This is a genomic window from Rhodococcus sp. NPDC057135, from assembly GCF_042670865.1.
Taxonomy (GTDB): Bacteria; Actinomycetota; Actinomycetes; order Mycobacteriales; family Mycobacteriaceae; genus Rhodococcus_F.
On record NZ_JBHUUU010000005.1, the window covers coordinates 206,783 to 233,574 of the forward strand.

Genomic DNA, 26,792 nt, shown 5'->3' on the forward strand with positions numbered 1-26,792 from the left:
GACGCCCATGCACATTTCGCGCCCTCGCCGGGTGGCCGTTCTCTCGGTCCACACCTCGCCATTGGCGCAACCCGGCACCGGTGACGCGGGTGGGATGAATGTCTACGTTCTGCAATCTGCCATTCAGCTCGCCAAACGTGGCGTCGAGGTGGAGATATTCACCCGCGCGACGTCTTCCGCGGACGCGCCCGTCGTGGACGCCGCTCCCGGGGTGCGGGTTCGCAACATCGCAGCCGGTCCCTTCGAAGGACTGGACAAGGCAGATCTGCCGACTCAACTGTGTGCCTTCGTCGCGGGAGTTCTTCGGGAGGAAGCGCGACGCGAACCCGGGTACTACAGCCTGATTCACTCGCACTACTGGTTGTCCGGGCAGGTCGGCTGGCTGGCCCGCGATCGTTGGGGCGTGCCCCTCGTCCACACCGCGCACACCCTCGCGGCAGTGAAGAATCTTTCGCTGGCCGAGGGGGACACCCCGGAGCCCGCAGCACGGCAGATCGGCGAGCAGCAAGTTGTCGCCGAATCCGATCGGCTGGTCGCCAACACCACCGACGAAGCCAAAGCGCTGCACGAGTTGTACGGCGCAGATCCCACGCGTATCGACGTAGTTGCGCCGGGCGCCGACCTCACCCGCTATCGACCGGGTGACCGCGATGCTGCCCGCGCGTTGTTGGGATTGAACCCCGGCGAAGTGGTCGTGACATTCGTCGGCCGCATCCAACCGCTCAAAGCGCCGGACGTGCTGCTGCGTGCTGCAGCCGAAGTGATCAGCCGCCGGCCCGGTTTGCCCCTGCGCATCCTTGTTGTCGGTGGGCCTTCCGGAACCGGGCTCGCGCGGCCGGACGTGTTGATCGAACTGGCACGTTCGCTCGGCATCACGGCGCAAGTGACGTTCTTGCCACCGCAGGCGCCGGAGCGTCTCGCCGATGTCTACCGTGCCTCGGATCTGGTTGCGGTGCCGAGCTATTCGGAGTCCTTCGGGTTGGTAGCCATCGAAGCTCAAGCCTGCGGAACTCCGGTGATCGCCGCCGACGTCGGCGGACTGGGAGTGGCCGTACGCAACGGTGAGACGGGCCTGCTGGTTCAAGGACACCGCACCGAAGACTGGGCCGGCGCCCTCGAATCTTTGGTGACAACGCCGAAGCGCTTGGCCGAACTCGCCGCGCAGGCGCCGCGGCACGCCGAGAATTTCTCGTGGGAACACACCGCGGACGGTTTGCTCGAGAGCTATCGCAAAGCCGCAGTCAACTACAACAACGGAACCGGTCCCAGCGACTTCTCGCCCCGCCGTGCGCGGGGTCTGTGGCGTCTGCGCCGGACCGGGGGAGTGCGTACATGAGCAGCATTTCGGACACTATCGAGCAGGCCCTCACCGAGCGCGAACTCGAGTTCACCAGAAAAGACGACGCGCATTTCATCGTCGAACTTCCCGGCGAGCACAAACTCAAGACGTCGACTCTGCTCACCGTCGGCAATCACGGCGTGCGGGTCGAGGCCTTCGTGTGCCGCAAGGTGGACGAGAACTTCGAAGGCGTCTACAAGTTCTTGCTCAAGCGCAACCGCCGTCTGTACGGGGTGGCGTACACACTCGACAAGGTCGGGGACATCTACCTGGTCGGCAAGATCGCCGAGCATGCCGTGACCGGCGATGAACTCGATCGAGTGCTCGGTCAGGTTCTCGAAGCCGCCGACGGCGATTTCAACGTCATCCTCGAACTCGGTTTCTCTTCGTCGATCAAGCGTGAGTGGGCGTGGCGGGTGTCGCGAGGTGAGTCGCTGGCGAATCTCGAACCGTTCAAGCACCTCATCGAGGAGGAGCCCGCGCAAAGCTGACCGAGCGGGGTGAGACACATCGCTGATGTGTCACGTAAAGTGGCCTTTACTTGTGACTGTCGTCACGGAATAATACTGTTCCCGTGAGTCACAGTAAGTTGGTCACACCACCCTGCCGCGCAACTTTTCGAGGAGCACAGTGAGCTTCAAGAGTCCGTTCCCCGACGTTGAAATCCCCAACCTCAGCGTCTACGACTTCCTGTTCGGAAACACCGACCCCGCAGACCTCGACAAGACGGCATTCGTCGAAGGCAGTTCTGGCGCGGTCACCACATACGCATCGCTGATCGCACAGATCAACGGCGTTGCAGGCGCTCTCGCTGCGCGTGGACTCGCCGTCGGAGACGTGGTCGGGTTGCATTCGCCCAACGTCCCCGCCTTCGGTTCCGTCTTCCACGGCATCCTTCGTGCCGGTGGTGTCGCGACCACGATCAACGCTCTCTACACCGCCGAGGACATCGCCAAGCAGCTCACCGATTCCAAGGCCAAGTTCCTCTTCACCGTCTCGCCTTTGCTGCCGCAGGCCAAGGCAGCTGCCGATCAGGTCGGCATCCCCGCTGAGAACGTGTTCGTGCTCGACGGAGCCGAAGGCCACCTGTCGCTGCGAGATCTGCTCGGCGAGGGTGCAGCGGCGCCCGAGGTCTCCTTCGACCCGGCCACCCAGCTCGCGGTGTTGCCGTACTCGTCGGGCACCACCGGCCGGCCCAAGGGCGTCATGCTCACCCATCGCAACCTCGTGGCCAACGTCTGCCAGATCATCCCGCGGATGGGGATCGAGACCGACGACAAGATCCTCGCGGTCCTGCCGTTCTTCCACATCTACGGCATGACGGTGCTGCTCAACGCCGCGCTGTACCGCCGCGCGAGCCTCATCACGATGCCGAAGTTCGATCTCGTGGAGTTCCTGCGGATCGTCGCCGAGCAGAAGTCGACGTACATCTTCGTCGCACCGCCCGTTGCCGTCGCGCTGGCCAAGCACCCGCTGGTCGACCAGTACGACCTCTCGAGCGTGCACACCATCTTCTCCGGTGCGGCCCCGCTCGACGCGGCGCTCGGCAAGGCCGTCGCAGACCGTTTGAACTGCCACGTCCGCCAGGGCTACGGCATGTCCGAGATGAGCCCCGTCTCGCACGCGATCCCGTTCGATCGTGACGACATCGCACTCGACACCTGCGGTCCCACCATCGCCAACATGGAATGCAAGCTCGTCGACCCCGGAACGGGCGAAGAGGTCGCGTACCCGGCACTCGGCACGGACGGGGTCAGCGAGCCCGGTGAACTGTGGTGCAAGGGCCCGAACATCATGGTGGGCTACCTCGGCAACGACCAGGCCACCAAGGACACCCTCGACGACGACGGTTACCTGCACACCGGTGACATCGCGACCGTCGACGGAGACGGCGTCGTCAAAATCGTCGATCGCCTCAAGGAACTGATCAAGTACAAGGGCTACCAGGTTCCCCCGGCCGAACTCGAGGCTCTGCTGCTGACGCATCCGCAGATCGCCGACGCCGCCGTGATCGGTGTGCTCGACGCCGAGGGCGAAGAGGTTCCGAAGGCATTCGTCGTTCTCCAGGACGGCGCCGAGTTGACCGAAGCCGACGTGATCTCGTTTGTCGCCGAGCGCGTCTCGCCGCACAAGAAGGTCCGCCAGGTTTCGTTCATCAGCACCGTGCCGAAATCCGCGGCCGGAAAGATCCTCCGCAAGGATCTGCGAACTGCGGAAGTAGCCCCGAGCTGATTTCCAGACAGGGTTGACCAAGAAGGGTTCCGGTACTCGTGCCAGGATGAACGCCATGAGTATCGGAACCCTGGTCCTGCTCCGCCACGGCGAGAGCGAATGGAATGCACTCAATCTGTTCACCGGCTGGGTGGACGTACACCTGACAGACAAGGGCATGGCCGAAGGCAAGCGCGCCGGCGAACTGCTCGCCGAGCACAACCTGTTGCCCGACGTTCTCTACACGTCTCTCCTCCGCCGCGCGATCAGCACCGCCAACCTCGCACTCGACGCCGCCGATCGCCACTGGATCCCGGTAGTTCGCGACTGGCGCCTCAACGAGCGCCACTACGGCGCTCTGCAGGGCAAGAACAAGGCTCAGACCAAGGAAGAGTACGGGAACGAGCAGTTCATGCTCTGGCGTCGTAGCTACGACACCCCTCCGCCCGCCATCGAAGCCGGCAGCGAGTACAGCCAGGACACCGATCCCCGGTACGCGAACCTCGACGAGGTTCCCCTGACCGAGTGCCTGCTCGACGTCGTCAAGCGCCTGATCCCGTACTGGGAGGACACCATCTCCCAGGAGCTGCTCGCCGGCCGGAACGTGCTGGTCACCGCGCACGGCAACTCGCTGCGTGCGTTGGTCAAGCACCTCGACGGCATCTCGGACGAAGACATCGCGGGCCTGAACATCCCGACCGGAATCCCGCTGCGCTACGACCTCGACGAGAACCTGAGGCCTCTCAACCCGGGTGGCACCTACCTGGATCCGGAGGCCGCCGCTGCCGGCGCCGCCGCGGTGGCGAATCAGGGCGGAAAGTAGCAACCCGATGATGTGCGTCGAGGCCCTCCGAACAGTGTTGTCGGGGGGCCTCGGCCAACAACAGATGAACGACGAACCAACGCCGTCCACCTGGCGGATTACGCGGGCGGGAACGTCCGAACCCGCCGTAACCGACACTTCGCGCGAACGTACGATTGCGCCGTGAGTGTCGTGATTGCAGTGCTGCTGGTCGTGGTCGCCGGCTTGGTCGGCTACCTCGTCGGCGGGGTGCTGGTGCCAAGGCTGTCGTCGCGCCAGAGTCAGCGCTCGGACGAACAGACCGGGCTCACGATGTCCCAGGTCCTCGACCTCATCGTGCTGGCGTCGGAAAGCGGCATCGCCGTCGTCGACGGTTTCCACGACGTCGTGCTCTTCAACCCTCGCGCCGAAGAACTCGGCTTGGTCAAGAATCGTCTGGTCGACGAGCGAGCGTGGCGGGCAGCGCAGGAAGTCCTGCGGACAGGACAGACCGTCGAGGTGGATCTGACAGCGCAGACCGCGCAGCGCGGCCGCGACAAGATTGCCGTTCGTGGCACCGCTCGGTTGCTCAGCAAGGACGACCGCAACTTCGTGGTCCTGTTCGCCGACGACGATTCCGAGCAGGTCCGCATGGAGGCGACACGACGCGATTTCGTCGCGAACGTCAGCCACGAACTGAAGACCCCGGTCGGCGCGATGAGTTTGCTCGCGGAGGCACTGCTCGAATCCGCGGACGATCCGGAGTCGGTGCGTCACTTCGGTGAACGGGTGCTCGGTGAGTCGATTCGTCTGGGCAAGATGGTCACCGAGTTGATTGCTCTCTCGCGTCTGCAAGGTGCCGAGAAGCTGCCGGATCTCGACGTGGTCGACGTCGACACGGTGGTGTCCGAGGCGCTGTCGCGGTCGAATCTCTCGGCCGAGGCCGCCGGGATCACCGTCACCACCGACCATCCGAGCGGGCTGGAGGTGCTCGGAGATCAGACCCTCCTCGTGACAGCACTGTCCAACCTCATCGAGAACGCTATTGCGTACTCGCCCAAAGGTTCTCCGGTGTCCGTCAGTCGATCGGTGCGCGGCGACAATGTCGCGATCGCGGTCACCGACCGAGGCGAGGGCATCGCGAAAGCGGACCAGGAGCGAGTGTTCGAGAGATTCTTCCGCGTGGACAAGGCGCGGTCACGGCAGACCGGTGGAACCGGTCTGGGGCTGGCGATCGTCAAACACGTCGCGGCCAATCACAACGGCTCCATCGAACTGTGGAGCAAACCGGGAACAGGGTCTACCTTCACGTTGCAGATACCCGCACACGTGGAGTCGGACGACGACATCGACTCTGACGACGCGGGAACCGCCGGTTCCACGCGGATCGGCAGACGAGAACAAGGCAGTAGAGAAAACGGCATGGAGGCCAAACGATGACGAGTGTGCTGATCGTGGAGGACGAGGAGTCCTTGGCGGACCCGCTGGCGTTCCTGCTCCGCAAGGAAGGCTTCGAGACCACCATCGTCAACGACGGACCGTCGGCGTTGGCGGAATTCGATCGCTCCGGAGCGGACATCGTCCTGCTCGACCTCATGCTGCCCGGCATGAGTGGCACGGACGTCTGCAAGGCGCTGCGATCGCGCTCCGGCGTTCCCGTCATCATGGTGACGGCGCGCGACAGTGAGATCGACAAGGTCGTCGGCCTGGAACTCGGTGCGGACGACTATGTGACCAAACCGTATTCGGCGCGCGAGCTGATCGCCCGCATCCGTGCGGTGCTGCGCCGCGGGGTGGAGAACGAGGCAGACCTCGCCTCCGACAACGGTGTGCTCGAGGCCGGACCGGTACGGATGGACGTCGAACGTCACGTCGTGCAGGTGGCCGGTAACCCGGTGACGTTGCCGCTCAAGGAGTTCGACCTCCTCGAGTACCTGCTCCGCAACTCCGGCCGGGTGTTGACCCGCGGACAGCTGATCGACCGCGTCTGGGGAGCCGACTACGTCGGTGACACCAAAACCCTTGACGTACACGTGAAGCGGTTGCGTTCGAAGATCGAATCGGATCCGGCCAAGCCGGAACATCTGGTCACCGTCCGCGGATTGGGCTACAAGCTCGAAGCGTGATCGAACCTCGTCGAGAAGAAATGTCGAGAAAGAATTCAGCCGCTCACACGATCGTGTGAGCGGCTGAAATTTTTCGGTTTACGCGGAGTCAGCCCTGAGCTTTGTTCTGAGCGATCGTGGTCGCCGGGTGGACCGCTATGAGGCCCAGGCCAGCGCGACGCCTGCAGAGGCGAGCCAGCTCGTCGTACGCGCGCTTTCCGAGAAGCTCCGTCAGTTCCGGCCCGTAGGACTGCCAGACTTGCCGCTCCCCGACATGAGCGTCGGGGGAGCCGGAGCAGTACCAGGCGAGGTCGTCGCCGCCCTCACCCCAGCCGCGGCGGTCGTACTCGGTGATCGTGGTCTTGAGGATCTGCACGCCGTCCGGCCGGTCGACCCAGTCCTGAGTGCGGCGGATGGGTAGCTGCCAGCACACGTCGGGCTTGACCTCGAGCGGCTCGATGCCCTTCTTGAGCGCCATGGAATGCAGTGCGCAGCCCTCGCCGCCGGCAAAACCCGGCCGGTTGAGGAAGATGCACGCACCCTTGTAGCGGCGGGTGCGCAGCGCGGGCTCGTCCTCGAGGTCGTCTTCTTCGACGTAGCCCTTCTTGCCGAGACCCTTTTCCATGAACTGCCAGTCTTCGGCTGTGAGCATTTTCACTGACGCATCGAGCTTGTCCTGATCTTCCTGATCGGAGAGGAAAGCGCCGTGCGAGCAGCAGCCGTCGTCCGGGCGGTCGCCGATGATGCCCTGACATGCCGGCGTGCCGAACACGCAGGTCCAATGCGAGAGCAACCACGTCATATCAGCGGAAATGAGGTGTTCGGAGTTATCCGGATCGACAAATTCGACCCATTCGCGCGGGAAATCGAGATCGACCTCGGGGCTCGGAGTCATCTTGTGGGACCGGTCTGGGTTACCTGCTGTCACAAGGGCCGACCGTAGACCCAGTAACGTGGCGATGTGCGACTAGGGGTACTCGACGTCGGAAGCAATACCGTCCATCTATTGGTTGTGGACGCCCATCGGGGCGGCCACCCAACACCCATGAGCTCGACCAAGTCCACGTTGAGGCTGGCAGAGAACACCGACGACCGCGGCGATATCACCACGTCAGGAGCCGATCGGTTGGTCTCGACGGTCTCCGAATTCGCCGGTATCGCCAAGACGTCCGGATGCGAGGAAATGATGGCTTTTGCCACTTCCGCCGTCCGTGACGCCAACAATTCCGAAGCCGTGCTCGCCCGCGTTCGCGCGGAGACCGGAGTCAATCTCGAGGTTCTCTCCGGGGTCGACGAAGCCCGTTTGACCTTTCTGGCAGTGCGTCGCTGGTACGGCTGGAGCGCCGGACGCATCCTGAACCTGGACATCGGCGGCGGCTCGCTCGAACTCACCGCAGGTGGTGACGAGGATCCGGACGTCGCCTTCTCACTGCAACTCGGTGCGGGACGGTTGACGCGCGACTGGCTCCAGGCCGATCCGCCGGGCAAGCGCCGGGTCGCTGTCCTGCGCGACTGGCTGGACGCGGAGCTGGTCGGACCAGCCAAGGAACTGCGCGCCGCCGGCGACTGGGACCGCACGGTCGGGACGTCGAAGACCTTCCGATCGCTGGCTCGGCTCACCGGCGCGGCCCCTTCTGCCGCAGGCCCCCGGGCCAAACGGACCCTGACTTCCAGCGGACTCAGGCAACTCATAGCCTTCATATCCAGGATGACGGCAGCGGACCGTGCAGAATTGGAAGGAGTGAGCTCGGATCGGTCACAGCAGATTGTGGCCGGCGCGCTCATCGCAGAGGCAACCATGCGGGCGCTCGGAGTGGACGAACTGGAAATTTGTCCCTGGGCACTGCGTGAGGGTCTGATTCTGCGAAAGCTCGACACAGAAATGGGCGGTGAATTGGTGGTGAGTGCTTGATGACCGAGGACAGTCAGCAGATTTCCGTAGCGGAACTGCTCAAGCGGAACGGTCAGAGCGTCGAATCCCGAGGTGGACGACGCCGGCGCGGCGTAGCCGGTGGCATCTCCGTCGCCGAACTGACGGGTGAGATCCCGATCGTTCGCCAGTCGGGATCGCGCGCGGCAGCCGAGCCCGAGTCGGCCGAACCAGCAGCGTCCGAGCCGGCAACCGCAGCGCCTGAAACTGCTGCACCGGCCGAGGCTGTTGCGGAAACCGCGAAGCCCACCGCGCCGGCACCGAAGGTTCCCGCCGACCGCACTGCCGCCTTCGCCGTCTCGTTCGACGACGACGATGACGACGACGAGCCGCAGGCACCCAAGGCCGAGTCGAAGCCGGTTGCCGCGCCGCCGACCACTCCGAAGCCGACTTCCACACCTTCGCCAGGACAGACCTCGAAGTCCTCGCCAGGACAGTGGGTGAGCCGGGCACCGCTCAACTCCTCGTCGCCGACGCAGGTAACGCAGGAACCGGCACTGCTGTCGGGTCAGACCCTGGCAGGCGACCTGATGCGTCAGGAACGTGCCGCAACTCAGTCACCGTCGTTGCGTCCGCCGATCCTGCCGCCGCGTGTCCCCACTCCCGTCGCCAAGACACCTGCTCCGGCCGCTCCGGACGACAGCACCGAACTGATCGACAAGATCGCAGACGCGGATTCCACCGAGGCCGAATCGACCGCAGTGGTCGATCTGGTCAAGGCGCCGGCAGTCACCGACAGTGCAAAAAAGTCCGCTGCCGTCGCTGAGCCCGAGACCGATGTCGAAGCCGAACCGGCCGCGGAAGAGGCCGGCGAACGTAACTCGATCCGTGAATGGGCAGTGCTTGCCGGTCAGGTCGTCGTCGCACTGATCGTCGGCGGCGCGATGTTCAAGGGCTTCGAGAAGCTGTGGGACATGCTGCCGTGGGTGGCGTTGGTGCTCGCGCTGATCGTGATCGTCGGCCTGGTGGCCGTCGTGCGGGTTCTGCGCAAGACGGACGACATCACGAGTTTTGTGATCGCGGTGGTCGTCGGCATGATCGTCACGCTCGGTCCATTGGCGTTCTTGTTGACTTCGGGTTGATCGGACGATGATCGGGGGATCGCAGCGCAGAATTCGTCGGCCGATAGCCGTCGGCTTGTCGACGGCTTCGGTGTATCCGGAGAACACGGAAGCAGCATTTCGTTACGCCGCCGATCTCGGATACGACGGTGTCGAACTGATGGTGTGGGCCGAATCCGTCAGCCAGGACGTCGGTGCTGTTGCTGCCCTCGTTCGCAAATATGCGATCCCGGTGCAGGCTGTGCATGCGCCGTGTCTGCTGATTTCGCAGCGCGTGTGGGGTTCCGATCCGGTCGAGAAACTCGAGCGTTCGGTTCGCACCGCCGAAACCTTGGGTGCGACGACGGTGGTCGTCCACCCACCGTTCCGGTGGCAGCGCAAGTACGCCGAAGGCTTCGCCGAACAGGTTGTCGACCTCGAATCGAAGAGCAGCGTCGTCGTGGCGGTGGAGAACATGTTCCCCATGCGCGCGGACAGCTTCTTCGGCGGTAAAGACAAGTCTGCGGAGCGTCTACGCAAACGTGGCGGTCCGGGCGCGGCGCTGTCGGCATTCAGCCCGTCGTACGACCCGACCGATTCCGATCACGCTCACTACACACTCGATCTGTCGCACACCGCGACGGCGGGCATGGATGCCTTGGAGTTGGCCTCCCGGATGGGTAGGGGACTCGAGCATCTGCACCTGGCCGACGGTCGCGGGGCGTCGATGGACGAGCACTTGATCCCCGGGCATGGTTCACAGCCGTGCGCGGAGTTGTGTCAGCAGTTGGCCGCGAGCGAATTCAGCGGCCAGGCCGTCATCGAGATCAACACTCAGAACGCCCGTACCAGGCGGGAGCGGTCGTCGATGCTGGCGCAGGCGCTCGCGTTTGCACGCGAGCACCTGGCACGTTCAGCGGTGGCCGGCAAGTAGCGCAGCTTCGAACTGCGCACGTACCTTCTCGACGTGCGCGTCGAGGTCCTTGGTCTCCCAGCCTTCGGTCGAGATGGGATCGAGCACCGAGACGTAGACCGGGCCCGGATGGGCGACAAGCGAATTACGCCACATTCTTTCGCCCGCGTTGTGAATCACCACGGGCACGATCGGCACACCGGCCTGGATCGCCAAGTGGAATCCACCTTTCTTGAACGGGCCCAGGCGTGGCGTCGGAGAACGGGTGCCCTCCGGAGCGATGACTATCGAGACGCCGTTCTTCAGCTTGTCGACCGCCGGTTGCAATGCGGCCTTCGCTTTGGTGGTGTCGGTGCGGTCGATGTAGGCGACGTCGAGCAGGGCGCCGACGGGCATGAACCGCGGATCGCTTGCCGCTTCCTTCTTCGCGACACCGGTCACGTCACGCTTGATGACGGTGCCGAGGACCAACATGTCCAGGGAACTCTGATGATTGAACATGAACACCGCCGGGCGGTGATCCCACACGTTGTGCTCGCCGTCGATCTCCACGTCGATGCCGAGCAGTGAGAGCGAGATGTCGGGACCGTAGGTACCGACGAGGTTCGCGCCCAGCTGACGATTGCCGGTGACGATGCCCGCCGACGCGCCGAGGGCGGCGGTTGCCGCCAGCGCGCCCATCGCCGTTGCCGTTCGGATCGTGGAGATCGGCGTTGCGCCGCGTTGCGGTTTACGCAGGTTGACCGAGGGCCAGTGATTGCGCAACGCGATCTTGGCCAGACCACGATCGGGATTCAGTGCGACAGGTCGCCCGACGGCCTCGAGCATGAACACATCTTCGACGCCGTTGGAGTACGCAAACGCGTTCTTCAAGTCGGCGCCCATCTTCTCGGCATATCCCGCAAGGGCATTGGCTTTGGCCGGACCCCACAAAGCGGGTGAGGACAGTTCGCCGGTCAGCATTCCGTCGACGACTTCGGGTTCGGTGCACAGCACGTCTTCGATGTCGAGATCTTCGGCGACGTATTTGGCCTGGAACGGAGTCGCCGACGTGGCCATCACGATGGTGTGGCCGGCGCGCCGGTGCGCTGCCAGAAGCCCGCGTGCTTCCGGGTAGATCATCGCGGCGATCTCCTGCTTGAACAACCGTCGGCCCCAGTCGTTCAGTTCCTCGACGGTCCGGCCGCCCAGGGCGCGAACGCCGATGTCCATCAGTGCTCCGACATCAGCGCCGCGGAACTGCGTGTCGATCGCGGCACCGGTGGTGCGCAACAATTCGCCGACGCTGATGTCCAAGCGTCGCAGGCGGTCTCGGTACACGACACTGGCCGAGTACCCGCTGATCAAGGTGCCGTCGAGGTCGAAGGCGGCAATCGTTCCGGGCCCGGGCGGGGCGGCTTCGATGGCGGAGTGCAGACGCTCGAGTCCGGTCACAGTCCTACTTCCTCGTTCGCGGCGGGCGCTCGGTTTGCTTCTGGAATGGTCACTACTGCAGCGGCGTCCGGTACCGGCATCGCCACCTGATCGAGTCGCGCATGCGCGAGTGCGCGAAGGTGACGCAGGCGCTCGACCTGAACCTTGATCTCGGCAGCGAATGCCAGGCGCCGTGCCCGGACTCCGTCGTCGTCGACTTCGATCAAGTTACGGTTGCGCGCCAAATTCAGTGCGGTGGCGAACAATTCGCCGGAGACGGATTCGTTGCTGGCGATCTGCTGCCGCAGTCGACGCTGATGTGCGACGTCGATACAGTTGCTGATGAACGACTTCTCGTCGAACGACGTCGAAATCGGCGCGAGCACAAGCTGATCGGCGACAACCTGGTACGCCTCGAGGAACGGTTGGAGCACGCGGTGCGCGAGGTACGGGCGAACCGTCTCGATCATGTGCTCGGTTCGTTTGTCGTCGGCCATGACGGTTTCCCACTCGGGGTCGATCAACGTCAGCTCGGTCCGCATCTCCTGCTCGAACGTGTCCCGGTCGCTGAAGAAGAACTCGAATTTCAACAAATCTCGGATGCGCTTGGCCTCTGCCCACCCGTCCCCGATGGGATCCTCGAACCGCTCTTCGACGGCTGCCTGGAGTACGAGTTCGGTGATGGCACGCACGACAAGAAAGTGAATAGTGTTGTTGCGGTAGAAGGCAGCGACAAGATGCTGGTCCTTGCCGAGGTAGAAGACCTGCTCGCCGCCGCGATCGAAGCGCTCGAGCACACCGGAATCGACGTGTGTCTGCAACGCCTTCTCGATGACACGCGGATCGGACAGTTCGACGTCGCCGGCGATCGGAAGGTTGCGCGCGGTGATGTACCCGAACAGCGGCGTGAGGATCGCCGTGAGTTCGCGAACGGTCAACGCCCGGTCTTCGATTCCGAGGAACGCCAACATTGCCAGTGAAGACACGGTCACCGGCGTGACCTCGTTGATTCGGTGACACACCTCGATTCCGGCCTTTTGAATGGCGAGACGCTGGTCGGTTTCCTGGCTGAGTGCATCCGCGAGTGAGAGCGGCCTGCCGATGGTCACGTGCGCGACCCCGTTGCGCTTGCCCTGTGCGCGTACGTAACCCACCATCCAGCGCAGGCCTTCCGGTGTCTTCTCGGCGCCGAGCGCCTCGGCAGCCATGGCCCCGACTTCGTAGAGTTGGTCGTAGCTCAGCGCGACCGGGACGAGGTACACGTCGGATGCGCCGCTGACCTGAAAGGCCTTGGTCAGGTAGGTCAGGAGACCGAAGCGCGGCGGGCGTAGTTTCCCGGTGCGACCGCGTCCACCCTCGATGTACCACTCCAGATTGAAGCGCTTGGTCAGTAGGTAGCGCATGTACTCGTGCATCGACCACTTGTAGACCTCGTCGTTGCCGATGCTTCGACGAATGAAGACGGTGCCGCTGCGCTTGAGGATCGAGCCCATGGGCCAGAAGCTGATGTTGAGTCCGCCCATGACGTGATTGAGCGGCAAGCCGTTCGCGATCAACGCCGGACGCAGGACGAGGGGATCGAGATACGAACGGTGACTGGGGAGGAAGACCAGTGAGTGTTCCTTGTTCAGCTCACGGAGTTCCTCGAAGCGGCTCGTGTCCACGTCGAGCTTGTAGGCGCGAGCGAAGTAGCGGCCCAGGCGATCCCACACCGCGATGGCTTGGCGACTCTGGGTGGCAACCATTTCTTCGAGAGCTTCGCGCGCACGGCGATCGACGTCGGCGACGGCGATGTTCAGCCGGTCGGCCAAAGCCATGACCTCGGTGGCGAACCGGCGGGTGTCGGTGATCTCGTCGACGACGAACCGCGACACCTTGTACTGGCCACCCAGTAGGCCCAACTCGGCGCGCTCGAGCGCCAGCGCGGCCTGACGACGGATGAACTCGGGTAGCGAACCGCCACCGCTCTTTTCGAGTCGACGCTCGAGATCGCTCAGTGGCGCGGGTTCACCTTCGATGACCTGGCACCGCGACGGGTCGGTGCGCAGGGTTCTGCGCTGCGCGCCGCGTCCGGGGTGGAGGGGGTCGCGTGGTGCCAGTGCATCGCGCACCCGCACCGCGACGTTGTGTTTGGTATGGGTGTCCGGGATCCACACCACGCGAAGCGGCGCGAGCATCGGGTCGTCGGTCCGCGCCGCCAGTTCGGCCAGGGTCTTGTCGGTGATGTTGACGGTGACCGGCCGTGTTTCGGATGCGGTTGCCTTGTCGGCAAGCCACTTTCGCAGCACGCCGGCTTCGGCCTCTGTCATGGTTTCGGTGAGGTACACGCGCGGGTTGGTCGTGTTTTCACTCATGACTCACGCACCTTCCGTTGGAACTCCGAGGGCCACGATCTCGTCCAGGCTCTCCTGCAGGCACTGCATCAGCAAGGCGGGTTTCGTGATCGCAGCGGTGTCGAGATTGATTCCGATACAGCACACTCCGACGTGGGAGACCAGCGTTGCCATCGCCGCGCAGCCGGGAGCCGGGCCGAACGGGAACATCCGCTCGATCTTCGCGCCGGCGAGATACACCGGTACCGGTACGCCGGCGACATTGCTCGCCTGCAGATCCAGTCCAGTCGACTGGGACAGATACCAGTTCGCGAGCAGATAATTCGGCAGGCGGGCGAGGATCGGGGCAGCGACGTCGAGAGCATCCAACGCTGGTTCCTCACGCAGACCCAGGACGATTTCTCGTACCTGCCTGATGCGTTTGGCCGGATCGGTCTCGGCGACCGGACCGTTGAAGCGAACTGCTGCAAACCGGTTGCCGCCGTTCGCATCCGCGCCGGTACGCATACTGATCGGCATACCCATCGGAATGCTGTCGACGGATTGTCCGAAGGCTTCGTGGTAGCGACGGAAGCCGCCGAGCAGGGCAGCGACGTACGCGTCGTTGAGTGAACCGCCGGCAGCTTTCGCCCCGGCCTTGAGCTCGGGAACACCCACCTCGAGAGTTCCGAACCACCGTCCGAGACCACGATCGTGGAGCAGAGGGGAACCGGAACGAGCTGGGGGAGTGACGATCTTGCGGAGTGAATTGGCGTAACCGAGGACCTCGGAAGCCGTCGTGATCGGACTCGAGATCGCCGTGGTCGCAACATTGGTGGCGCCGCGGACCAGCTTGGCGATACGCGAGGGCGCCCGCCGGATCTCGCTGACGACCTCCTCGCCGAAGGCGCCTACCGACGACAGGTGCTCAGGAGCCGGCGGCGTGCGGTCGGGCTTGTTCGGGGTGGGATCCGGGCGCCTGCTGTGCAGGAGCGTCATCATCTGGATGCCGCCCATGCCGTCGGTGATGGAGTGGTGAGTCTTGACCACGAACACGGCGCGACCGTCGTCGAGACCTTCGATGAGCAGCGCGCTCCACGGCGGCCGAGCCTTGTCGAAAGGTTCGGTGGCCAGGTGGCGACACATGCGCAGCGCGTGATCGAAATCCGCGGGTGCAGGCAAGCGAACCCGTCGTAGGTGATAGCCGATGTCGAACTCCGGATCAACGGACCACACCGGATTACCCAACTGCATCGCCGGTTCCACCGCTCGCATACGAATGCGCGGAACCACGTGCGATGCCCACTCGACTGCGTCGAGCAGACGGTCCCAGTCCGGGGCGCGATCGAGGACCTCTACCGCGACGATCGGTGAGCGCAGTTGCGGCTGCGCCTCTTCCATTCGCCACATTCCAGTCTCGAAGTCGGACATCGTGCGGTTCGCCCCCCAGGCGACCGCAGAGAGGTCGACGTCGACCGCGCTAGGAGGAACAAATGGATTGCTGTTGGCCATACGTCAAGAACTCCCTCGGTCTGCGGATCCACCCCGCGCATCTCTGCTTCTAAGTGTGGACCCGCGACCGCAGGCGCGTCCCGGTTTCGGTGTCAGCCGGGAGGTGTGACGTTCGTCAGTTAAGGGCTAATCGGACATGGCGGGAAGTTCGGACGTCACGAAGTAACTCCGACGGCTTTCAGGGCTATTTCGCGGTAGAGGACACTGACTTCGCGTGGAGTCTGCGGTCCGTCGAGTCGATACCAGAGCACGACGGACTGGCACATGCCAAGCAGTGCGCGGCCGGTGCCCGTGATGTCCGGGACCGTGAACTCACCGCTCTCGACGCCTGCAGTCAGCACGTCGACGAGTAGGTTCTCGAGCTTCTTTCGCTTGGCCGCGTAGCTCTTTCGTTCCGCGTCCTCGAGGTATCGGAGTTCGGAATCGAGGAAAGCGATGTCGGATCGACTGGTCATGTGAAGGACGCAGGCCTCGATGAGATTGCCGAACTGTGCCGTCGGCGACGGCCCGGCAGCGTCGACGGCAGCGCTCGCGCGCGCGGTGACGTTCTCGATTCCCGGTTCCATCAGTGCGACGAGGATGCCTTGTTTGTTGCCGTGGTGGTAATACAGCGTCGGCACGGTGACGCCGGCGCGTTTGGCTATGTCACGAACCGACGCTCCGTGGTAACCGAGTTCGTGGAACACCTCGAGTGCGGCGGTGAGCAGGGGAGTCAGCGCCAGTGGTTCGACGATGCGCCACTGTTCGTCGGGCTGAGCCTCCGACTGCAAATCCGTCATTCCGCCTGTTCGCTCCGTTCGGAAATTTCTGGTGGTGTGCGCAAAGAAGGTTCAACCCTAGCGCAAGGCGTGTCCTCCTTACCGATGCTCGGCCACCATTGGATAGCATCACTATCCAGTGACACTCGGCGAGACGACGGACGGAGGAGCGGTGAAGGTTTCCGAACTGGCCGCGCAGTCCGGCGTCGCACTGGCCACGATCAAGTACTACCTCCGTGAGGGTCTGCTGATGCCGGGTGAGCCGACCAGCGCAACGGGAGCGAGGTACGGCGAACAGCACGTCCGGCGACTCGCGTTGATCAGGGCCCTGGCCGGGGCGGGACTCGCGATTCCACGGATTCGCGCGGTGCTCGAATTGGTGGACAGTGACGAGCGATCCGAATTCGAGACTTTCGGCCGCGCGATCGCACAACTACCGCCCTACGTCGAACCTGAACCGGATCCAGAGTTCCCAAGAGCTCGCAAGGTTCTGGAGTTTCTCGGTCAGGTCTTCGAGCCGAGGTACGTGGCGGTCGCGCACCTCGAGCGGGCACTGATCGGCCTCGAGGATGCCGGACTGAGCCTCTCGGACGAGCGATTGCGCGCCTACGGCGAGCACATCCGAGGAATTGCCGAAGTGGAAATCGAGCTGATGCCTACCAGTTCGACCGAGGACGGCATTCGCTATGCGGTCCTCGGAACCGCCATGTACGAACCCGTCCTGACAGCTTTGCGACGCTTGGCGCACCAAGACTTGGCCGCACGACATTTCCCGCAACACCGAGAAAGCACTGAACAGGAAAATCGATGAGCACCAGCCCCTTTCAAGATCTCAATCGCCTCACCTCGCTCGGCGACGGGCGGTACACCGCAACGATCGACCCGATCTGGACCATCGGGCCGAAGGTGCACGGCGGCTCCATGATGGCCGTGTGTGCTGCTGCCGCGCGTCAATGTCTGCGAGACGGCGCAGGTGAGAACGACTCGCTTCTGAAGATGCAGCCACTCGCGGTGAGCGCCAACTATCTCTCCGCCCCAGATCCGGGTGAAGTCGACTTGGAAGTGACGGTCCGCAAGCAGGGACGGCAGGTCGCGTTGTTCGACGTCGAATTGAGCCAGGCCGGTCGCAGCGCTGTGCGCGCGGCGGTCACGCTCGGATTCCCCGATGACGGCGACCCCACTTTCGTGACGGCCTCGTCGATCGACGACATGTCACCGGAACCGCCGGAGAGTGCGGTGGCCGTCATCGGTGATCATCCGATGGCTCAGGTCGTGCACGTCGGGCAGGGCTGCGACATGCGAATCGACACCACCTCGGCGCACTTCCTGACCGGCAGCCAAGGCGAGGCCGAGGTCAGGATGTGGGTCCGCCCCCGGCCCGAGGACGAGAACGATCTCGACACTGCTGTGCTGTTCGCCATCATGGCAGGTGACATCAGCGCGCCGGTGACGATGAACCGCGGCTTGTTCGGGTGGGCGCCGACAGTGCAGTTGACGACGTACCTGCGCCGATTGCCGACACCGGGATGGCTTCGTGTGCGAGCAAGTTCGGATGTTCTGGGCAGCACGTGGTTCGAAGAGGACCATGCAGTTCTCGATTCGGCGGGAGCGGTTGTCGTACAGAGCCGTCAGCTGGCGATGATGCCCCGCTAGGGTCGATCGGTGCGGTCGTGGCAGGCTGTTCGCCATGACAAGAATTGCGATTATCGGTGGCGGCAAGATCGGCGAGGCGCTGATCTCCGGGCTGTTGCAGGCCGGCCACGCCATCAAGGATCTGGTTGTCGCCGAGCAGTATCAGCCTCGCGCAGACGAATTGATTGCCGAATACTCCATCCGCGTCAGCACGGTCGCCGATGCTGCGGAGGGTGCAGACGTCATCGTCATCGCGGTCAAGCCCAGCGACGTCGAATCAGCGCTCACCGCGTTGACGAAGGTCGATCTGGACGGTGACCTCGAGCAGTTGATCGTTTCTCTCGCGGCGGGAATCCCCACCGGGTTCTTCGAAACGCGTCTGCCGGCAGGGTTCCCGGTCGTCCGCGTCATGCCGAACACCCCCATGTTGGTGGGGGAGGGCGTGAGCGTTCTGTCACCCGGACGCCACGTCAAGGCCGAGCATCTCGAGCTTGTACGCGGCATCCTCGGCAGCGTCGGCAAGGTAGTCACAGTTCCCGAATCGCAGATCGACGCGGTCACGGCTGTCTCGGGTTCCGGGCCGGCCTACTTCTTCTTGGTTGCCGAAGCGATGATCGACGCGGGAGTCGGTCTCGGCCTGACGCGCCCGGTCGCTACCGAATTGGTGGTGCAGACGATGGTCGGTTCGGCAGCGATGCTCGATCGCACCGGCGACAGCGCAACGGATCTTCGCGCCGCGGTGACGTCACCGGGCGGAACGACGGCTGCAGCACTGCGTCAGCTCGAAGCGGGCGGCCTGCGGACGGCGTTCTTCGATGCCTTGGATGCCGCCAAGTCGCGCTCGGCCGCGATGGGTGCAGCTGCGGAATAGTCGTCCGTTTAGCCACACCCGTCGCTTTAACCCCACCAGTACAGCTAAGCTCGACTTAGTACGTACGTGTCTGTTCCGCCGGAGGGGAAGCCGGCGGCGCGAGTCGTGCTGGAGGTATGTGGATTAATGGTGTCTGCAAACAAGCCGTCCATGGGTTCGTCCCACGACGGAAAGCCGGCAGTGGCCGGCACGCAATTCCTCACTGTTGCTGAGGTAGCAACTTTGATGAGGGTGTCGAAAATGACTGTGTACCGGTTGGTACACAGTGGCGAATTGCCCGCTGTACGAGTGGGCCGTTCGTTCCGTGTACATGCGAAGGCAGTGCACGATTACCTCGAAACCTCGTACTTCGACGCCGGCTGACCAGCCGGTTCGAAGAGGATGACCTCGGCGTGAGCCGAGTCGCGGGCACAGCGGTTGCTGTGCCGGAGGCTCGGTTTATGCCGAGTGAGTCCACACCGGTACGATGAGTCACTGTCGTACCAGCAAGCTGGTGTCGTAAGGCGCTGAGCTAGTTAAAACGAGGGCCAGGCGCCAATTGCTTGGCGCAGGCGTACGTGACCGGCGTGCGCAGGAACGCTAGAGAAGAACGTGAGGGACACCCGCTATGGGTTCAGTGATCAAGAAGCGTCGCAAGCGCATGTCGAAGAAGAAGCACCGCAAGCTGCTTCGTCGTACCCGAGTACAGCGCAGGAAACTCGGTAAATAAGCAATACCTGTTGATGCCCGCCGCCCCTTCCGGGGTGGCGGGCATCGATGTATGTCAGGGGAGGGGCGACGTACCTCCGGGGAGAGATGTGTCGGCCGTCTCATTGTCTGGGCGGTTTGTCTTGAATGACCGAAATCTGGGTAGTCAGCGCGGGACCCCCTCTGCCCGTAAAGTGGGGGAAAATCGCGGGAGGGACGCTTCGGCAGAGCGCGTTTCTACTGGATATGGGGGTACTTGGTGGTTGAAGGTGACAACACTTCAGGGGGCACGGCGCCTCGCGTCGTACTGGTGACCGGGGCGAGCAGATTCCTCGGCGGCTACCTGGTTACCAGGCTTGCGCAGAATCCGTCGATCGAGCGTGTCATCGCCGTCGACGCGGTCAGTCCGAGCAAGGACATGATGCGCAGAATGGGCCGCGCGGAATTCGTGCGAGCAGACATCCGCAATCCGCTGATCGGCAAAGTGATCCGAAACGCCGAGGTCGACACCGTCGTGCATGCGTCGACGCTTCAGAAAGCCCCCAAAGCCGGCAGCCGCGCCGCTATGAAGGACATGAACGTCATCGGCGCCATGCAACTGTTCGCGGTCTGCCAGAAAGCTCCGACGGTTCGCAAGGTGGTCCTGCGCTCGGCCTCGGTCGTCTACGGGTGCAGTGCCAAGGACCCCGCTCAGTTCACCGAAGAAATGAGTGCGCGCCGCCGGCCGCCGGGCGGATATGCCCGCGACAGTCTCGAGATCGAGGGATACCTCCGCGGGATGGGGCGTCGGCGTCCCGACATCTCGGTCGGGATTCTGCGGTTGGCGCCGCTGATCGGACCTCAACTGACGGCAACTGTGGGGCATTACGTCACCGCCCCGCTCGTGCCGACCATCGTCGGGCGCAACGCGCGTCTGCAATTGCTCCACGTCGAGGATGCCCTCGCAGCGTTGGAGAAGGCGACCATCGGACACGCCTCGGGTACGTACAACATCGCCGGCGACGGAGTGGTGATGATGTCGCAGGCGATCCGCCGGGCAGGCAGGGTCGAAGTTCCGATGCCGCTCGCTCTGTTCCGCAGTGTCGGGAGCGCGTTGGTGGGATCGTCCATGAGGCTGTACACCGACGAGCAACTCGAGTACTTCCGGTTCGGCTGCGGACTCGACACAACTCGCATGCGCAGCGAATTGGGGTTCGAGCCGCGATGGACCACCATGCAGGCACTCGACGATTTCATGCGTGCGATGCAGACCCGCCGGATCATCAAGTCCGAGTGGATCGATCGGGCCGAGAATGCGTTGACCACGATCCTCGGCGGTGACGCCGCCGCGGCGAGCGCAAGTGCAGACGTGATGCACATGCCGTTGTCGCGGCAAAGTGCGGTGAAGGGGTGACTGACGTGGCGAAGGTAATTCCCCTGAGACCCAGCGCAACTCACACCGGAAAGTCGGCAACCTCGCGCTCGCGTGAGTCCGTCACGTGCACGGAGCGTGACATCCGTGAACAAAGTGAGCGTCGGCATCCGTCCGGAGTTTCGTCGGGGGCCGACCATGGCGGTGAGAGCACGTTCGTCGATGCGGCCAGGTCCGCGATCGTCGACCAGATCGGCTCGGCGGCAGAATTTTTCCGACGTCGGGTGTCCGGTGACTACGAGGTCGACGAGTTCGGATTCGATCCGCATTTCGCGGACAACGTCGTCATGCCGATGTTGCGGCCGTTGTTCGAGAAGTGGTTCCGAGTCGAGGTCAGTGGGATCGAGAACATTCCCCTCACCGGGGGAGCGCTGGTGGTTGCCAATCACGCCGGCGTGATTCCGCTCGACGGTCTGATGACGTCGGTCGCAGTGCACGATCATCATCCGGCGCATCGCCCGCTGCGAATGTTGGCTGCGGACATGGCTTTCGAGATGCCGGTGGTGGGCGGTCTGGCGCGCAAGGCCGGTCACACGTTGGCGTGCAACCCCGACGCCGAGCGTCTGCTCAACGACGGTGAAGTCGCGGCGGTGTTCCCGGAGGGATTCAAGGGCATCGGGAAACCGTTCAGTGAGCGGTACAAGTTGCAGCGGTTCGGGCGCGGTGGCTTCGTGTCGGCCGCAATGCGTACCGGTGTTCCGATCATTCCGTGCTCGATCGTGGGTTCGGAGGAGATCTATCCGAAAATCGGTGATCTGACCACACTCGCGCGTGTTCTCGGGTTGCCGTATTTTCCGGTGACACCACTGTTCCCGCACTTCGGGCCGCTCGGCCTGGTTCCGTTGCCGTCGAAGTGGTACATCGAGTTCGGAAAGCCCATCGTCACCGACACTTTCGAGAGCGGTGCCGCCGACGATCCGATGGTCCTGTTCGAGGTCACGGACCACGTTCGAGAGACGATTCAGCAGACGCTGTATCGGCTGTTGGCCAAGCGTCGCAACGTCTTTCTCGGCTGAGTTCGGTCCGGATCGCCAGGCGATCCGGGCCGAACCCGCTCAGGCGTTCTGTTCTTTGCGCCTGGCCAGAATTGCCGCGAGCGCCCCGCCGACCGCTCCGAGCACCAGCGCCGTCGGTACGCCGATCTTGGCGGCCTTTCGTCCGGTGCGGAAATCGCGAACTTCCCAACCGCGGTTCTTCGCGAGTTCACGAAGATCTGCGTCGGGATTGATCGCCACGGGCGTCCCCACCAACGAGAGCATCGGAACGTCGTTGTGGCTGTCGGAGTAGGCGGAACAGCGCTTGAGATTGAGTCCTTCACGTACGGCCAATGTCCGCACGGCGTGAGCCTTGCCCATACCGTGCAGGATGTCGCCGACGAGTCGGCCGGTGAAGACGCCGTCCTCACTCTCGGCGACGGTGCCCAAGGCGCCGGTCAGTCCAAGTTTCTCGGCGATGACCTGAGCCAGTTCGACCGGAGTCGCCGTCACCAACCACACCTGCTGTCCGGCGTCGAGGTGCATCTGAGCCAACGCTCTCGTGCCTGGCCAGATCTTGTCGGCGATGACCTCGTCGTAGATCTCCTCGCCGAGGCGGGCGAGTTCGGCGGTGGATCGGCCGGCCACGAAGGACAGTGCTTTCTCGCGGCCTTCCGCGACGTCGTCACTGCTTTCTCTGCCGGTAACTCGGAACTTGATCTGCTTCCACGCGAAATCGACCAGATCCGAGGTCTTGAGATACTTGCGAGCAGCGAGACCACGGGCGAAGTGGATGATCGATGCACCCTGCACCATGGTGTTGTCGACGTCGAAGAATGCAGCGGCCGTGAGGTCGCGCGGAACAGTCGGCGGCTCTTCGCCGGTTTCGGGTTCTGCGGGGTTGGCAGCTTCGTGCAACGCCAGGGCTGCATCGGCACTCGCCTCGCCGGCGAGATTGGCTCGAACTTCCGACTCACTCGGGCCCAGCGGATTCTTCACATGGCGACGCCCGGGGAGTATGACCCCGGCCAGCCCTGATCCGAATCCGGAGCCGTTCGGTAGTGATCGCGCAGGCACCCGCACCTCCCGTGTTGCACTCTCGAGCAGAGAACTCTTCGAGTCAGCCTATCCTCCGCGATGAGGCCCGATGGGTTGGATGGCGACCTTCCCTGTGGTGTGTGACGTTCCTCTCCGCCGATTTGGTATCGAGTGGGGCTCTGGAGGCACACTCGACCGATCAAGTAGATGGCATCCCAGCAGAAGAAAGGTATGCGTCGATGACTGCAGCTACGCATGAAGTAACCCTGTTGACACGCGCAGGATGCGCGTCCTGCGTCGGCGCGGCGGAGGTACTACGACGGGTCTGTTCCGAGTTCGAGCTGGAATTGACGTGCATCGACGTAGACGAAGCTGCCGCGACCGATCCAGAGCTGAGAGCGGAGTACGGAGACAGGTTGCCGGTCATTCTTCTCGACGGACGCGAGCACGGTTACTGGGAAGTTGACGAAGAACGCCTTCGCGACGATTTACGCAAGTAAGGCAACCCTCAAAGTTGCGCGCGGAGCCGCTTTGCAGGTGAACGGCACATCGAACCCGTCTCGAGCAACTTTGTGCATGGGTTCACAAGCGGTTACCGTGGTGTGAACATTCCCCCCGGAGCATCGTGGAGGTCGACAGTCGTGTCGACCGGACGAGGAGCCAGCGACGTGACCGAACCGCACCAGACGCATGAGCCTGTGGCTCAGCGCGTCACCGGCGCTGCGGGCTCTTCTGTCACCGACGCTTCCAGTGCCTCGGTCACCGACCCGATCGCTCAGGATCGCGTCATCCCCCAGGCTACGGTGACGCGCTTGGCCGCATACCTGCGGGTCCTCGGAGTGATGTCCGACCGGGGTACCTCCATCGTCTCGAGCGAGGAACTCGCCCAGGCGTCAGGCGTCGGATCAGCGAAATTGCGTAAGGATCTGTCGTTCCTCGGGCCCAACGGCGTCCGCGGCGTCGGGTACGACGTCAACAGGCTCCGCATCCGCATCGAGCGTGCACTCGGACTCGATCGTGGGCACAAGGTCGTTCTCGTCGGAGTCGGAAACCTCGGCAAGGCGCTGGTCGGCTACGGCGGATTCAGCCGCCGCGGTTTCGAGATGGTCGGACTCTTCGACAGTGACGCAGATCGAATCGGAAGCAGAGTCGGCGATCTCGTCGTGCGCAGCACCGAGGAACTGACTGTCGCCTGCCGCGAACTGAACGCGACCATCGGCGTCATCTCCACACCGGACGAGGCAGCGCAGGGCGTGTGCGACCAGTTCGTCAGCGCCGGGCTGCGCTGCATCATGAGTTTCTCGCCGATCGCCCTCGACGTTCCCGATCATGTGGAACTGCGGCGCGTCGATCTGGCCGTCGAGATGCAGGTTCTCTCCTTCAACAGTGCGCGCAATGCCGATCAGGCATCCAGCGCGCCGCGAGTACGCGTGGCTCACGCCGCATCCGCTTCGTCAGTTCCATCCACCAGTTCACCCGCTCCGGTCGGAGCAGGTTCGACAAGAAACGGATCAGTGATCGCGCCGTGAGTGTTCTGCTTGTCGGGGTCTCGCATCGAACCGCGCCCGTCCCGGTGCTCGAGCGAGTAGCTGTGACCGACACCGATCGTCCGAAGCTGATCGACAAGCTTCTGGCGTCCTCGCACATCTCCGAAGCGATGATCGTCTCCACCTGCAACCGGGTGGAGGTCTACGCGGTGGTGGACGCGTTCCACGGTGCTCTCACCGAAGTCGGTGAAATCCTGGCCGACCATTCGGGTCTCGACCTGACGGCGCTGCACGCTCACGCTTACGTCCGCTACAGCGAAGCCGCGGTCGAACACCTCTTCGCGGTGGCCAGTGGCCTCGACTCGATGGTGATCGGCGAACAGCAGATTCTCGGCCAGATCCGTTCGGCCTACGCATCTTCGGATGCGCAGCAGGCCGCTGGACGCGTCGTCCACGAACTGGCTCAGCAGGCACTGCGCGTCGGTAAGCGAGTGCATTCCGAAACCGGAATCGACTCCGCCGGAGCGTCAGTCGTGTCCGTGGCTCTCGATCGTGCAGCCGGCATCATCGGCGAGGGCGGCCTGGTCGGCCGCACTGCCGTGGTCGTCGGGGCCGGCTCGATGGGTGGTCTGTCCGTCGCGCACCTCACCCGCGCCGGAATCGAACGCATCGTCGTCGTGAACCGGACGCAGGAACGCGCCGAGCACCTCGCCGAGACGGCACGCTCCAACGGCGTCGACGCCGACGGTGTTGCCTTCGACCAGCTTTCGGCCGCGATGGCGCAGGCCGACGTCATGGTCACCTGTACCGGCGCGGTCGGGGCAGTGGTCACCCTGGCGGATGTGCACCGCGCACTCGCCGAGCCCGATCGCGACAACACCAAGCACCTGGTCATCTGCGACCTCGGACTGCCGCGCGACATCGATCCCGCCGTCGCCGGCCTGCCGGGTGTCACCGTTCTCGACATGGAGACGCTGCAGCGTGATCCGGCGGCAGGCGCCGCCGCTTCCGACGCAGATGCCGCACGCACCATCGTTGCCGGCGAGCTTGCGACGTACCTCGCGGGCCAGCGTCTCGCCGAGGTCACTCCGACCGTCACGGCTTTGCGTCAGCGCGCCGCCGACGTCGTCGAAGCCGAACTGATGCGGCTCGATTCGCGTCTGCCCGGCCTGGACGATCCGCAGCGCGACGAGGTTGCGCGCACCGTGCGCCGCGTCGTGGACAAGCTTCTCCACGCCCCGACCGTGCGCGTCAAGCAACTGGCGTCGGCCCCCGGCGGCGACTCCTACGCAGCAGCGCTGCGCGAACTCTTCGAACTCAGCCCCGGATCTCCCGCGGCCGTGGCCACACCCACCGATCTGGTGGACGGCGACCGCACTGGAAGGGACCTGCAGGCATGAGCGTCACCACCCCGCAATCGGGGAGCCCGCTGCGGATCGGCACTCGCGGAAGTCTTCTCGCGACCACCCAGGCCGGAACCGTGCGCGATGCCCTCATTGCAGCCGGACATCCCGCCGAGTTGGTCATCATCAAGACCAAGGGCGATCAGTCCACCGATCCCGTCCAGAAGATCGGCGTCGGAGTGTTCACCGCTGAGCTTCGAGAAGCCTTGCTGGACAACCGCGTCGACGTTGCAGTGCATTCCTACAAGGACCTGCCGACCGCGCAGGATCCACGTTTTGTCATCGCTGCGATTCCGCCTCGTGAAGATCCGCGTGACGCGCTCGTCGCCCGCGACGGTCTGGTCCTCGGCGAGCTTCCGGCCGGTTCCAAGGTGGGAACCTCGGCGCCGCGACGTGTTTCACAGCTGAAGGCACTCGGGCTCGGCCTCGACATCGTGCCGCTGCGGGGCAACCTGCAGCGTCGCCTCGGCAAGGTCGAATCCGGTGAACTCGACGCCGTGATCCTCGCCCGCGCCGGCCTGTCGCGGATCGGCCTGCTCGATCTCATCACCGAGAACATCGAGCCCGTACAGATGCTCCCCGCTCCGGCGCAGGGCGCTTTGGCCGTCGAATGCCTTTCTGCCAATACGGAATTGGCAGCAATTCTGGCCGAGCAGGACGACGCGGGAACCCGAGCGGCAGTCACTGCCGAGCGTGCACTTCTCGCCGAGTTGGAAGCCGGATGCACCGCGCCGGTCGGTGCGATTGCGGAAATCGTCGAATCCCTCGACGACGACGGCAGAATCTTCGACGAACTGTCGGTACGCGGCTGCGCAGCCGCCATCGACGGCTCGGACGTCATCCGTACCGGCGCCGTAGGTGCGCCGGACAAGGCCGAGGAACTCGGCCGAGCGGTGGCGCGCGAGTTACTCGAACTCGGCGCCCGAGAGTTGATGAACGTGACTACAGGCGAGGCAGCCGATGTTTGACGCCCCA

General features: G+C 64.0%; 26 protein-coding genes. 20 read left to right on the forward strand and 6 right to left on the reverse strand.

From position 1 onward, the window contains the following. Positions 1 to 7 precede the first annotated feature (7 nt). The 6 genes from mshA (at position 8) to ACFT1A_RS11750 (ending at position 6,457) form a co-directional block, all read left to right on the forward strand. Positions 8 to 1,336, forward strand: coding sequence for a D-inositol-3-phosphate glycosyltransferase (gene mshA / locus ACFT1A_RS11725; protein ID WP_378447270.1), 1,329 nt, complete (start codon positions 8 to 10; stop codon positions 1,334 to 1,336). After that, on the forward strand, positions 1,333 to 1,830 hold the full coding sequence (locus tag ACFT1A_RS11730) for a YbjN domain-containing protein (protein ID WP_003941943.1): 498 nt from the start codon (positions 1,333 to 1,335) through the stop codon (positions 1,828 to 1,830). Before mshA ends, ACFT1A_RS11730 begins: the two co-directional genes overlap by 4 nt. 139 nt (positions 1,831 to 1,969) lie before the next feature. Then, positions 1,970 to 3,571 carry an AMP-binding protein gene (locus ACFT1A_RS11735; RefSeq protein ID WP_378447119.1) on the forward strand — a complete coding sequence of 534 codons (1,602 nt, stop codon included), beginning with the start codon at positions 1,970 to 1,972 and terminating at the stop codon, positions 3,569 to 3,571. A gap of 46 nt (positions 3,572 to 3,617) precedes the next feature. Continuing rightward, a complete protein-coding gene (locus ACFT1A_RS11740) occupies positions 3,618 to 4,373 on the forward strand; it encodes a phosphoglyceromutase (protein WP_378447120.1) in 756 nt (251 codons plus the stop codon). Between the two features lie 162 nt (positions 4,374 to 4,535). Beyond that, positions 4,536 to 5,771 (forward strand): cell wall metabolism sensor histidine kinase WalK, encoded by a 1,236-nt coding sequence (locus ACFT1A_RS11745; RefSeq protein WP_283304914.1) that lies wholly within the window; start codon positions 4,536 to 4,538, stop codon positions 5,769 to 5,771. Continuing rightward, positions 5,768 to 6,457: a response regulator transcription factor gene (locus ACFT1A_RS11750; protein ID WP_003942020.1), complete on the forward strand. Its 690-nt coding sequence runs from the start codon at positions 5,768 to 5,770 to the stop codon at positions 6,455 to 6,457. The genes ACFT1A_RS11745 and ACFT1A_RS11750 overlap by 4 nt, the downstream gene beginning before the upstream one ends. Positions 6,458 to 6,545: 88 nt before the next feature. Here ACFT1A_RS11750 and ACFT1A_RS11755 read toward each other — a convergent pair whose 3' ends face one another. Further along, positions 6,546 to 7,331 carry a hypothetical protein gene (locus ACFT1A_RS11755; RefSeq protein ID WP_003941928.1) on the reverse strand — a complete coding sequence of 262 codons (786 nt, stop codon included), beginning with the start codon at positions 7,329 to 7,331 and terminating at the stop codon, positions 6,546 to 6,548. Between the two features lie 66 nt (positions 7,332 to 7,397). On the opposite strand from ACFT1A_RS11755, the gene ACFT1A_RS11760 reads away from it, so the two are divergent. From ACFT1A_RS11760 to ACFT1A_RS11770, 3 genes are read left to right on the forward strand one after another with little or no spacing between them, the layout of a single operon-like run. After that, positions 7,398 to 8,348 (forward strand): Ppx/GppA phosphatase family protein, encoded by a 951-nt coding sequence (locus ACFT1A_RS11760; protein WP_003941975.1) that lies wholly within the window; start codon positions 7,398 to 7,400, stop codon positions 8,346 to 8,348. Next, complete coding sequence (locus tag ACFT1A_RS11765) at positions 8,348 to 9,448, forward strand: hypothetical protein (protein WP_378447121.1); 1,101 nt, start codon at positions 8,348 to 8,350, stop codon at positions 9,446 to 9,448. The genes ACFT1A_RS11760 and ACFT1A_RS11765 overlap by 1 nt, the downstream gene beginning before the upstream one ends. A gap of 7 nt (positions 9,449 to 9,455) precedes the next feature. Further along, on the forward strand, positions 9,456 to 10,340 hold the full coding sequence (locus tag ACFT1A_RS11770; RefSeq protein WP_378447122.1) for a sugar phosphate isomerase/epimerase family protein: 885 nt from the start codon (positions 9,456 to 9,458) through the stop codon (positions 10,338 to 10,340). Here ACFT1A_RS11770 and ACFT1A_RS11775 read toward each other — a convergent pair. The 4 genes from ACFT1A_RS11775 to ACFT1A_RS11790 all read right to left on the reverse strand — a co-directional run bounded on the left by ACFT1A_RS11775 (position 10,320) and on the right by ACFT1A_RS11790 (position 16,335). Further along, complete coding sequence (locus ACFT1A_RS11775) at positions 10,320 to 11,753, reverse strand: HAD-IB family hydrolase (RefSeq protein WP_378447123.1); 1,434 nt, start codon at positions 11,751 to 11,753, stop codon at positions 10,320 to 10,322. The genes ACFT1A_RS11770 and ACFT1A_RS11775 overlap by 21 nt on opposite strands. Then, the gene (locus ACFT1A_RS11780; RefSeq protein ID WP_378447124.1) at positions 11,750 to 14,086 is read right to left on the reverse strand and encodes a glycerol-3-phosphate 1-O-acyltransferase; all 2,337 of its coding nucleotides are present in this window, start codon (positions 14,084 to 14,086) and stop codon (positions 11,750 to 11,752) included. The genes ACFT1A_RS11775 and ACFT1A_RS11780 overlap by 4 nt, the downstream gene beginning before the upstream one ends. Positions 14,087 to 14,089: 3 nt before the next feature. After that, positions 14,090 to 15,556, reverse strand: coding sequence for a wax ester/triacylglycerol synthase domain-containing protein (locus ACFT1A_RS11785; RefSeq protein ID WP_378447125.1), 1,467 nt, complete (start codon positions 15,554 to 15,556; stop codon positions 14,090 to 14,092). A gap of 155 nt (positions 15,557 to 15,711) precedes the next feature. Continuing rightward, entirely contained in the window at positions 15,712 to 16,335 is a 624-nt protein-coding gene (locus tag ACFT1A_RS11790; RefSeq protein ID WP_214882357.1) for a TetR/AcrR family transcriptional regulator, read from the reverse strand. Positions 16,336 to 16,486: 151 nt separating this feature from the next. Here ACFT1A_RS11790 and ACFT1A_RS11795 point away from each other — a divergent pair, with 151 nt between their 5' ends. From ACFT1A_RS11795 to ACFT1A_RS11825, 7 genes are all read left to right on the forward strand, one after another. Next, entirely contained in the window at positions 16,487 to 17,125 is a 639-nt protein-coding gene (locus ACFT1A_RS11795; protein ID WP_378447271.1) for a MerR family transcriptional regulator, read from the forward strand. Further along, a complete protein-coding gene (locus tag ACFT1A_RS11800; RefSeq protein ID WP_378447126.1) occupies positions 17,122 to 17,967 on the forward strand; it encodes a thioesterase family protein in 846 nt (281 codons plus the stop codon). Before ACFT1A_RS11795 ends, ACFT1A_RS11800 begins: the two co-directional genes overlap by 4 nt. 34 nt (positions 17,968 to 18,001) lie before the next feature. Beyond that, on the forward strand, positions 18,002 to 18,817 hold the full coding sequence (gene proC / locus ACFT1A_RS11805; protein ID WP_378447127.1) for a pyrroline-5-carboxylate reductase: 816 nt from the start codon (positions 18,002 to 18,004) through the stop codon (positions 18,815 to 18,817). 126 nt (positions 18,818 to 18,943) lie between these two features. Next, on the forward strand, positions 18,944 to 19,180 hold the full coding sequence (locus ACFT1A_RS11810) for a helix-turn-helix domain-containing protein (protein WP_003941845.1): 237 nt from the start codon (positions 18,944 to 18,946) through the stop codon (positions 19,178 to 19,180). A 244-nt stretch (positions 19,181 to 19,424) separates the two neighbouring features. Beyond that, the gene (locus ACFT1A_RS11815; protein WP_003402602.1) at positions 19,425 to 19,526 is read left to right on the forward strand and encodes a 30S ribosomal protein bS22; all 102 of its coding nucleotides are present in this window, start codon (positions 19,425 to 19,427) and stop codon (positions 19,524 to 19,526) included. 237 nt (positions 19,527 to 19,763) lie between these two features. Further along, entirely contained in the window at positions 19,764 to 20,897 is a 1,134-nt protein-coding gene (locus ACFT1A_RS11820) for an NAD-dependent epimerase/dehydratase family protein (RefSeq protein WP_378447128.1), read from the forward strand. Beyond that, positions 20,894 to 21,931 (forward strand): lysophospholipid acyltransferase family protein, encoded by a 1,038-nt coding sequence (locus tag ACFT1A_RS11825; protein WP_378447129.1) that lies wholly within the window; start codon positions 20,894 to 20,896, stop codon positions 21,929 to 21,931. The genes ACFT1A_RS11820 and ACFT1A_RS11825 overlap by 4 nt, the downstream gene beginning before the upstream one ends. A gap of 39 nt (positions 21,932 to 21,970) precedes the next feature. Here the strand turns inward: ACFT1A_RS11825 and ACFT1A_RS11830 are convergent, their stop codons facing one another. Further along, positions 21,971 to 22,966: an HAD family hydrolase gene (locus ACFT1A_RS11830; RefSeq protein WP_378447130.1), complete on the reverse strand. Its 996-nt coding sequence runs from the start codon at positions 22,964 to 22,966 to the stop codon at positions 21,971 to 21,973. Positions 22,967 to 23,166: 200 nt separating this feature from the next. Between ACFT1A_RS11830 and ACFT1A_RS11835 the strand changes: the two genes are divergently transcribed. From ACFT1A_RS11835 to hemC, 4 genes are all read left to right on the forward strand, one after another. After that, complete coding sequence (locus ACFT1A_RS11835; protein WP_003941953.1) at positions 23,167 to 23,427, forward strand: glutaredoxin family protein; 261 nt, start codon at positions 23,167 to 23,169, stop codon at positions 23,425 to 23,427. Positions 23,428 to 23,568: 141 nt separating this feature from the next. Beyond that, positions 23,569 to 24,456, forward strand: a complete 888-nt coding sequence (locus ACFT1A_RS11840; RefSeq protein WP_007735314.1) for a redox-sensing transcriptional repressor Rex — start codon at positions 23,569 to 23,571, stop codon at positions 24,454 to 24,456. Continuing rightward, complete coding sequence (locus ACFT1A_RS11845) at positions 24,453 to 25,814, forward strand: glutamyl-tRNA reductase (protein WP_019744375.1); 1,362 nt, start codon at positions 24,453 to 24,455, stop codon at positions 25,812 to 25,814. Before ACFT1A_RS11840 ends, ACFT1A_RS11845 begins: the two co-directional genes overlap by 4 nt. After that, positions 25,811 to 26,785, forward strand: a complete 975-nt coding sequence (gene hemC, locus ACFT1A_RS11850) for a hydroxymethylbilane synthase (protein ID WP_378447131.1) — start codon at positions 25,811 to 25,813, stop codon at positions 26,783 to 26,785. The genes ACFT1A_RS11845 and hemC overlap by 4 nt, the downstream gene beginning before the upstream one ends. Positions 26,786 to 26,792 lie beyond the last annotated feature (7 nt).

Coding starts and splice junctions, on each gene's coding strand:
- mshA (WP_378447270.1), top strand. CDS start 8: ATGCACATTTCGCGCCCTCGCCGGGTGGCCGTTCTCTCGGTCCACACC.
- ACFT1A_RS11730 (WP_003941943.1), top strand. CDS start 1,333: ATGAGCAGCATTTCGGACACTATCGAGCAGGCCCTCACCGAGCGCGAA.
- ACFT1A_RS11740 (WP_378447120.1), top strand. CDS start 3,618: ATGAACGCCATGAGTATCGGAACCCTGGTCCTGCTCCGCCACGGCGAG.
- ACFT1A_RS11750 (WP_003942020.1), top strand. CDS start 5,768: ATGACGAGTGTGCTGATCGTGGAGGACGAGGAGTCCTTGGCGGACCCG.
- ACFT1A_RS11755 (WP_003941928.1), bottom strand. CDS start 7,331: ATGACTCCGAGCCCCGAGGTCGATCTCGATTTCCCGCGCGAATGGGTC.
- ACFT1A_RS11765 (WP_378447121.1), top strand. CDS start 8,348: ATGACCGAGGACAGTCAGCAGATTTCCGTAGCGGAACTGCTCAAGCGG.
- ACFT1A_RS11770 (WP_378447122.1), top strand. CDS start 9,456: ATGATCGGGGGATCGCAGCGCAGAATTCGTCGGCCGATAGCCGTCGGC.
- ACFT1A_RS11780 (WP_378447124.1), bottom strand. CDS start 14,086: ATGAGTGAAAACACGACCAACCCGCGCGTGTACCTCACCGAAACCATG.
- ACFT1A_RS11785 (WP_378447125.1), bottom strand. CDS start 15,556: ATGGCCAACAGCAATCCATTTGTTCCTCCTAGCGCGGTCGACGTCGAC.
- ACFT1A_RS11790 (WP_214882357.1), bottom strand. CDS start 16,335: ATGACGGATTTGCAGTCGGAGGCTCAGCCCGACGAACAGTGGCGCATC.
- ACFT1A_RS11800 (WP_378447126.1), top strand. CDS start 17,122: ATGAGCACCAGCCCCTTTCAAGATCTCAATCGCCTCACCTCGCTCGGC.
- proC (WP_378447127.1), top strand. CDS start 18,002: ATGACAAGAATTGCGATTATCGGTGGCGGCAAGATCGGCGAGGCGCTG.
- ACFT1A_RS11810 (WP_003941845.1), top strand. CDS start 18,944: ATGGTGTCTGCAAACAAGCCGTCCATGGGTTCGTCCCACGACGGAAAG.
- ACFT1A_RS11815 (WP_003402602.1), top strand. CDS start 19,425: ATGGGTTCAGTGATCAAGAAGCGTCGCAAGCGCATGTCGAAGAAGAAG.
- ACFT1A_RS11835 (WP_003941953.1), top strand. CDS start 23,167: ATGACTGCAGCTACGCATGAAGTAACCCTGTTGACACGCGCAGGATGC.
- hemC (WP_378447131.1), top strand. CDS start 25,811: ATGAGCGTCACCACCCCGCAATCGGGGAGCCCGCTGCGGATCGGCACT.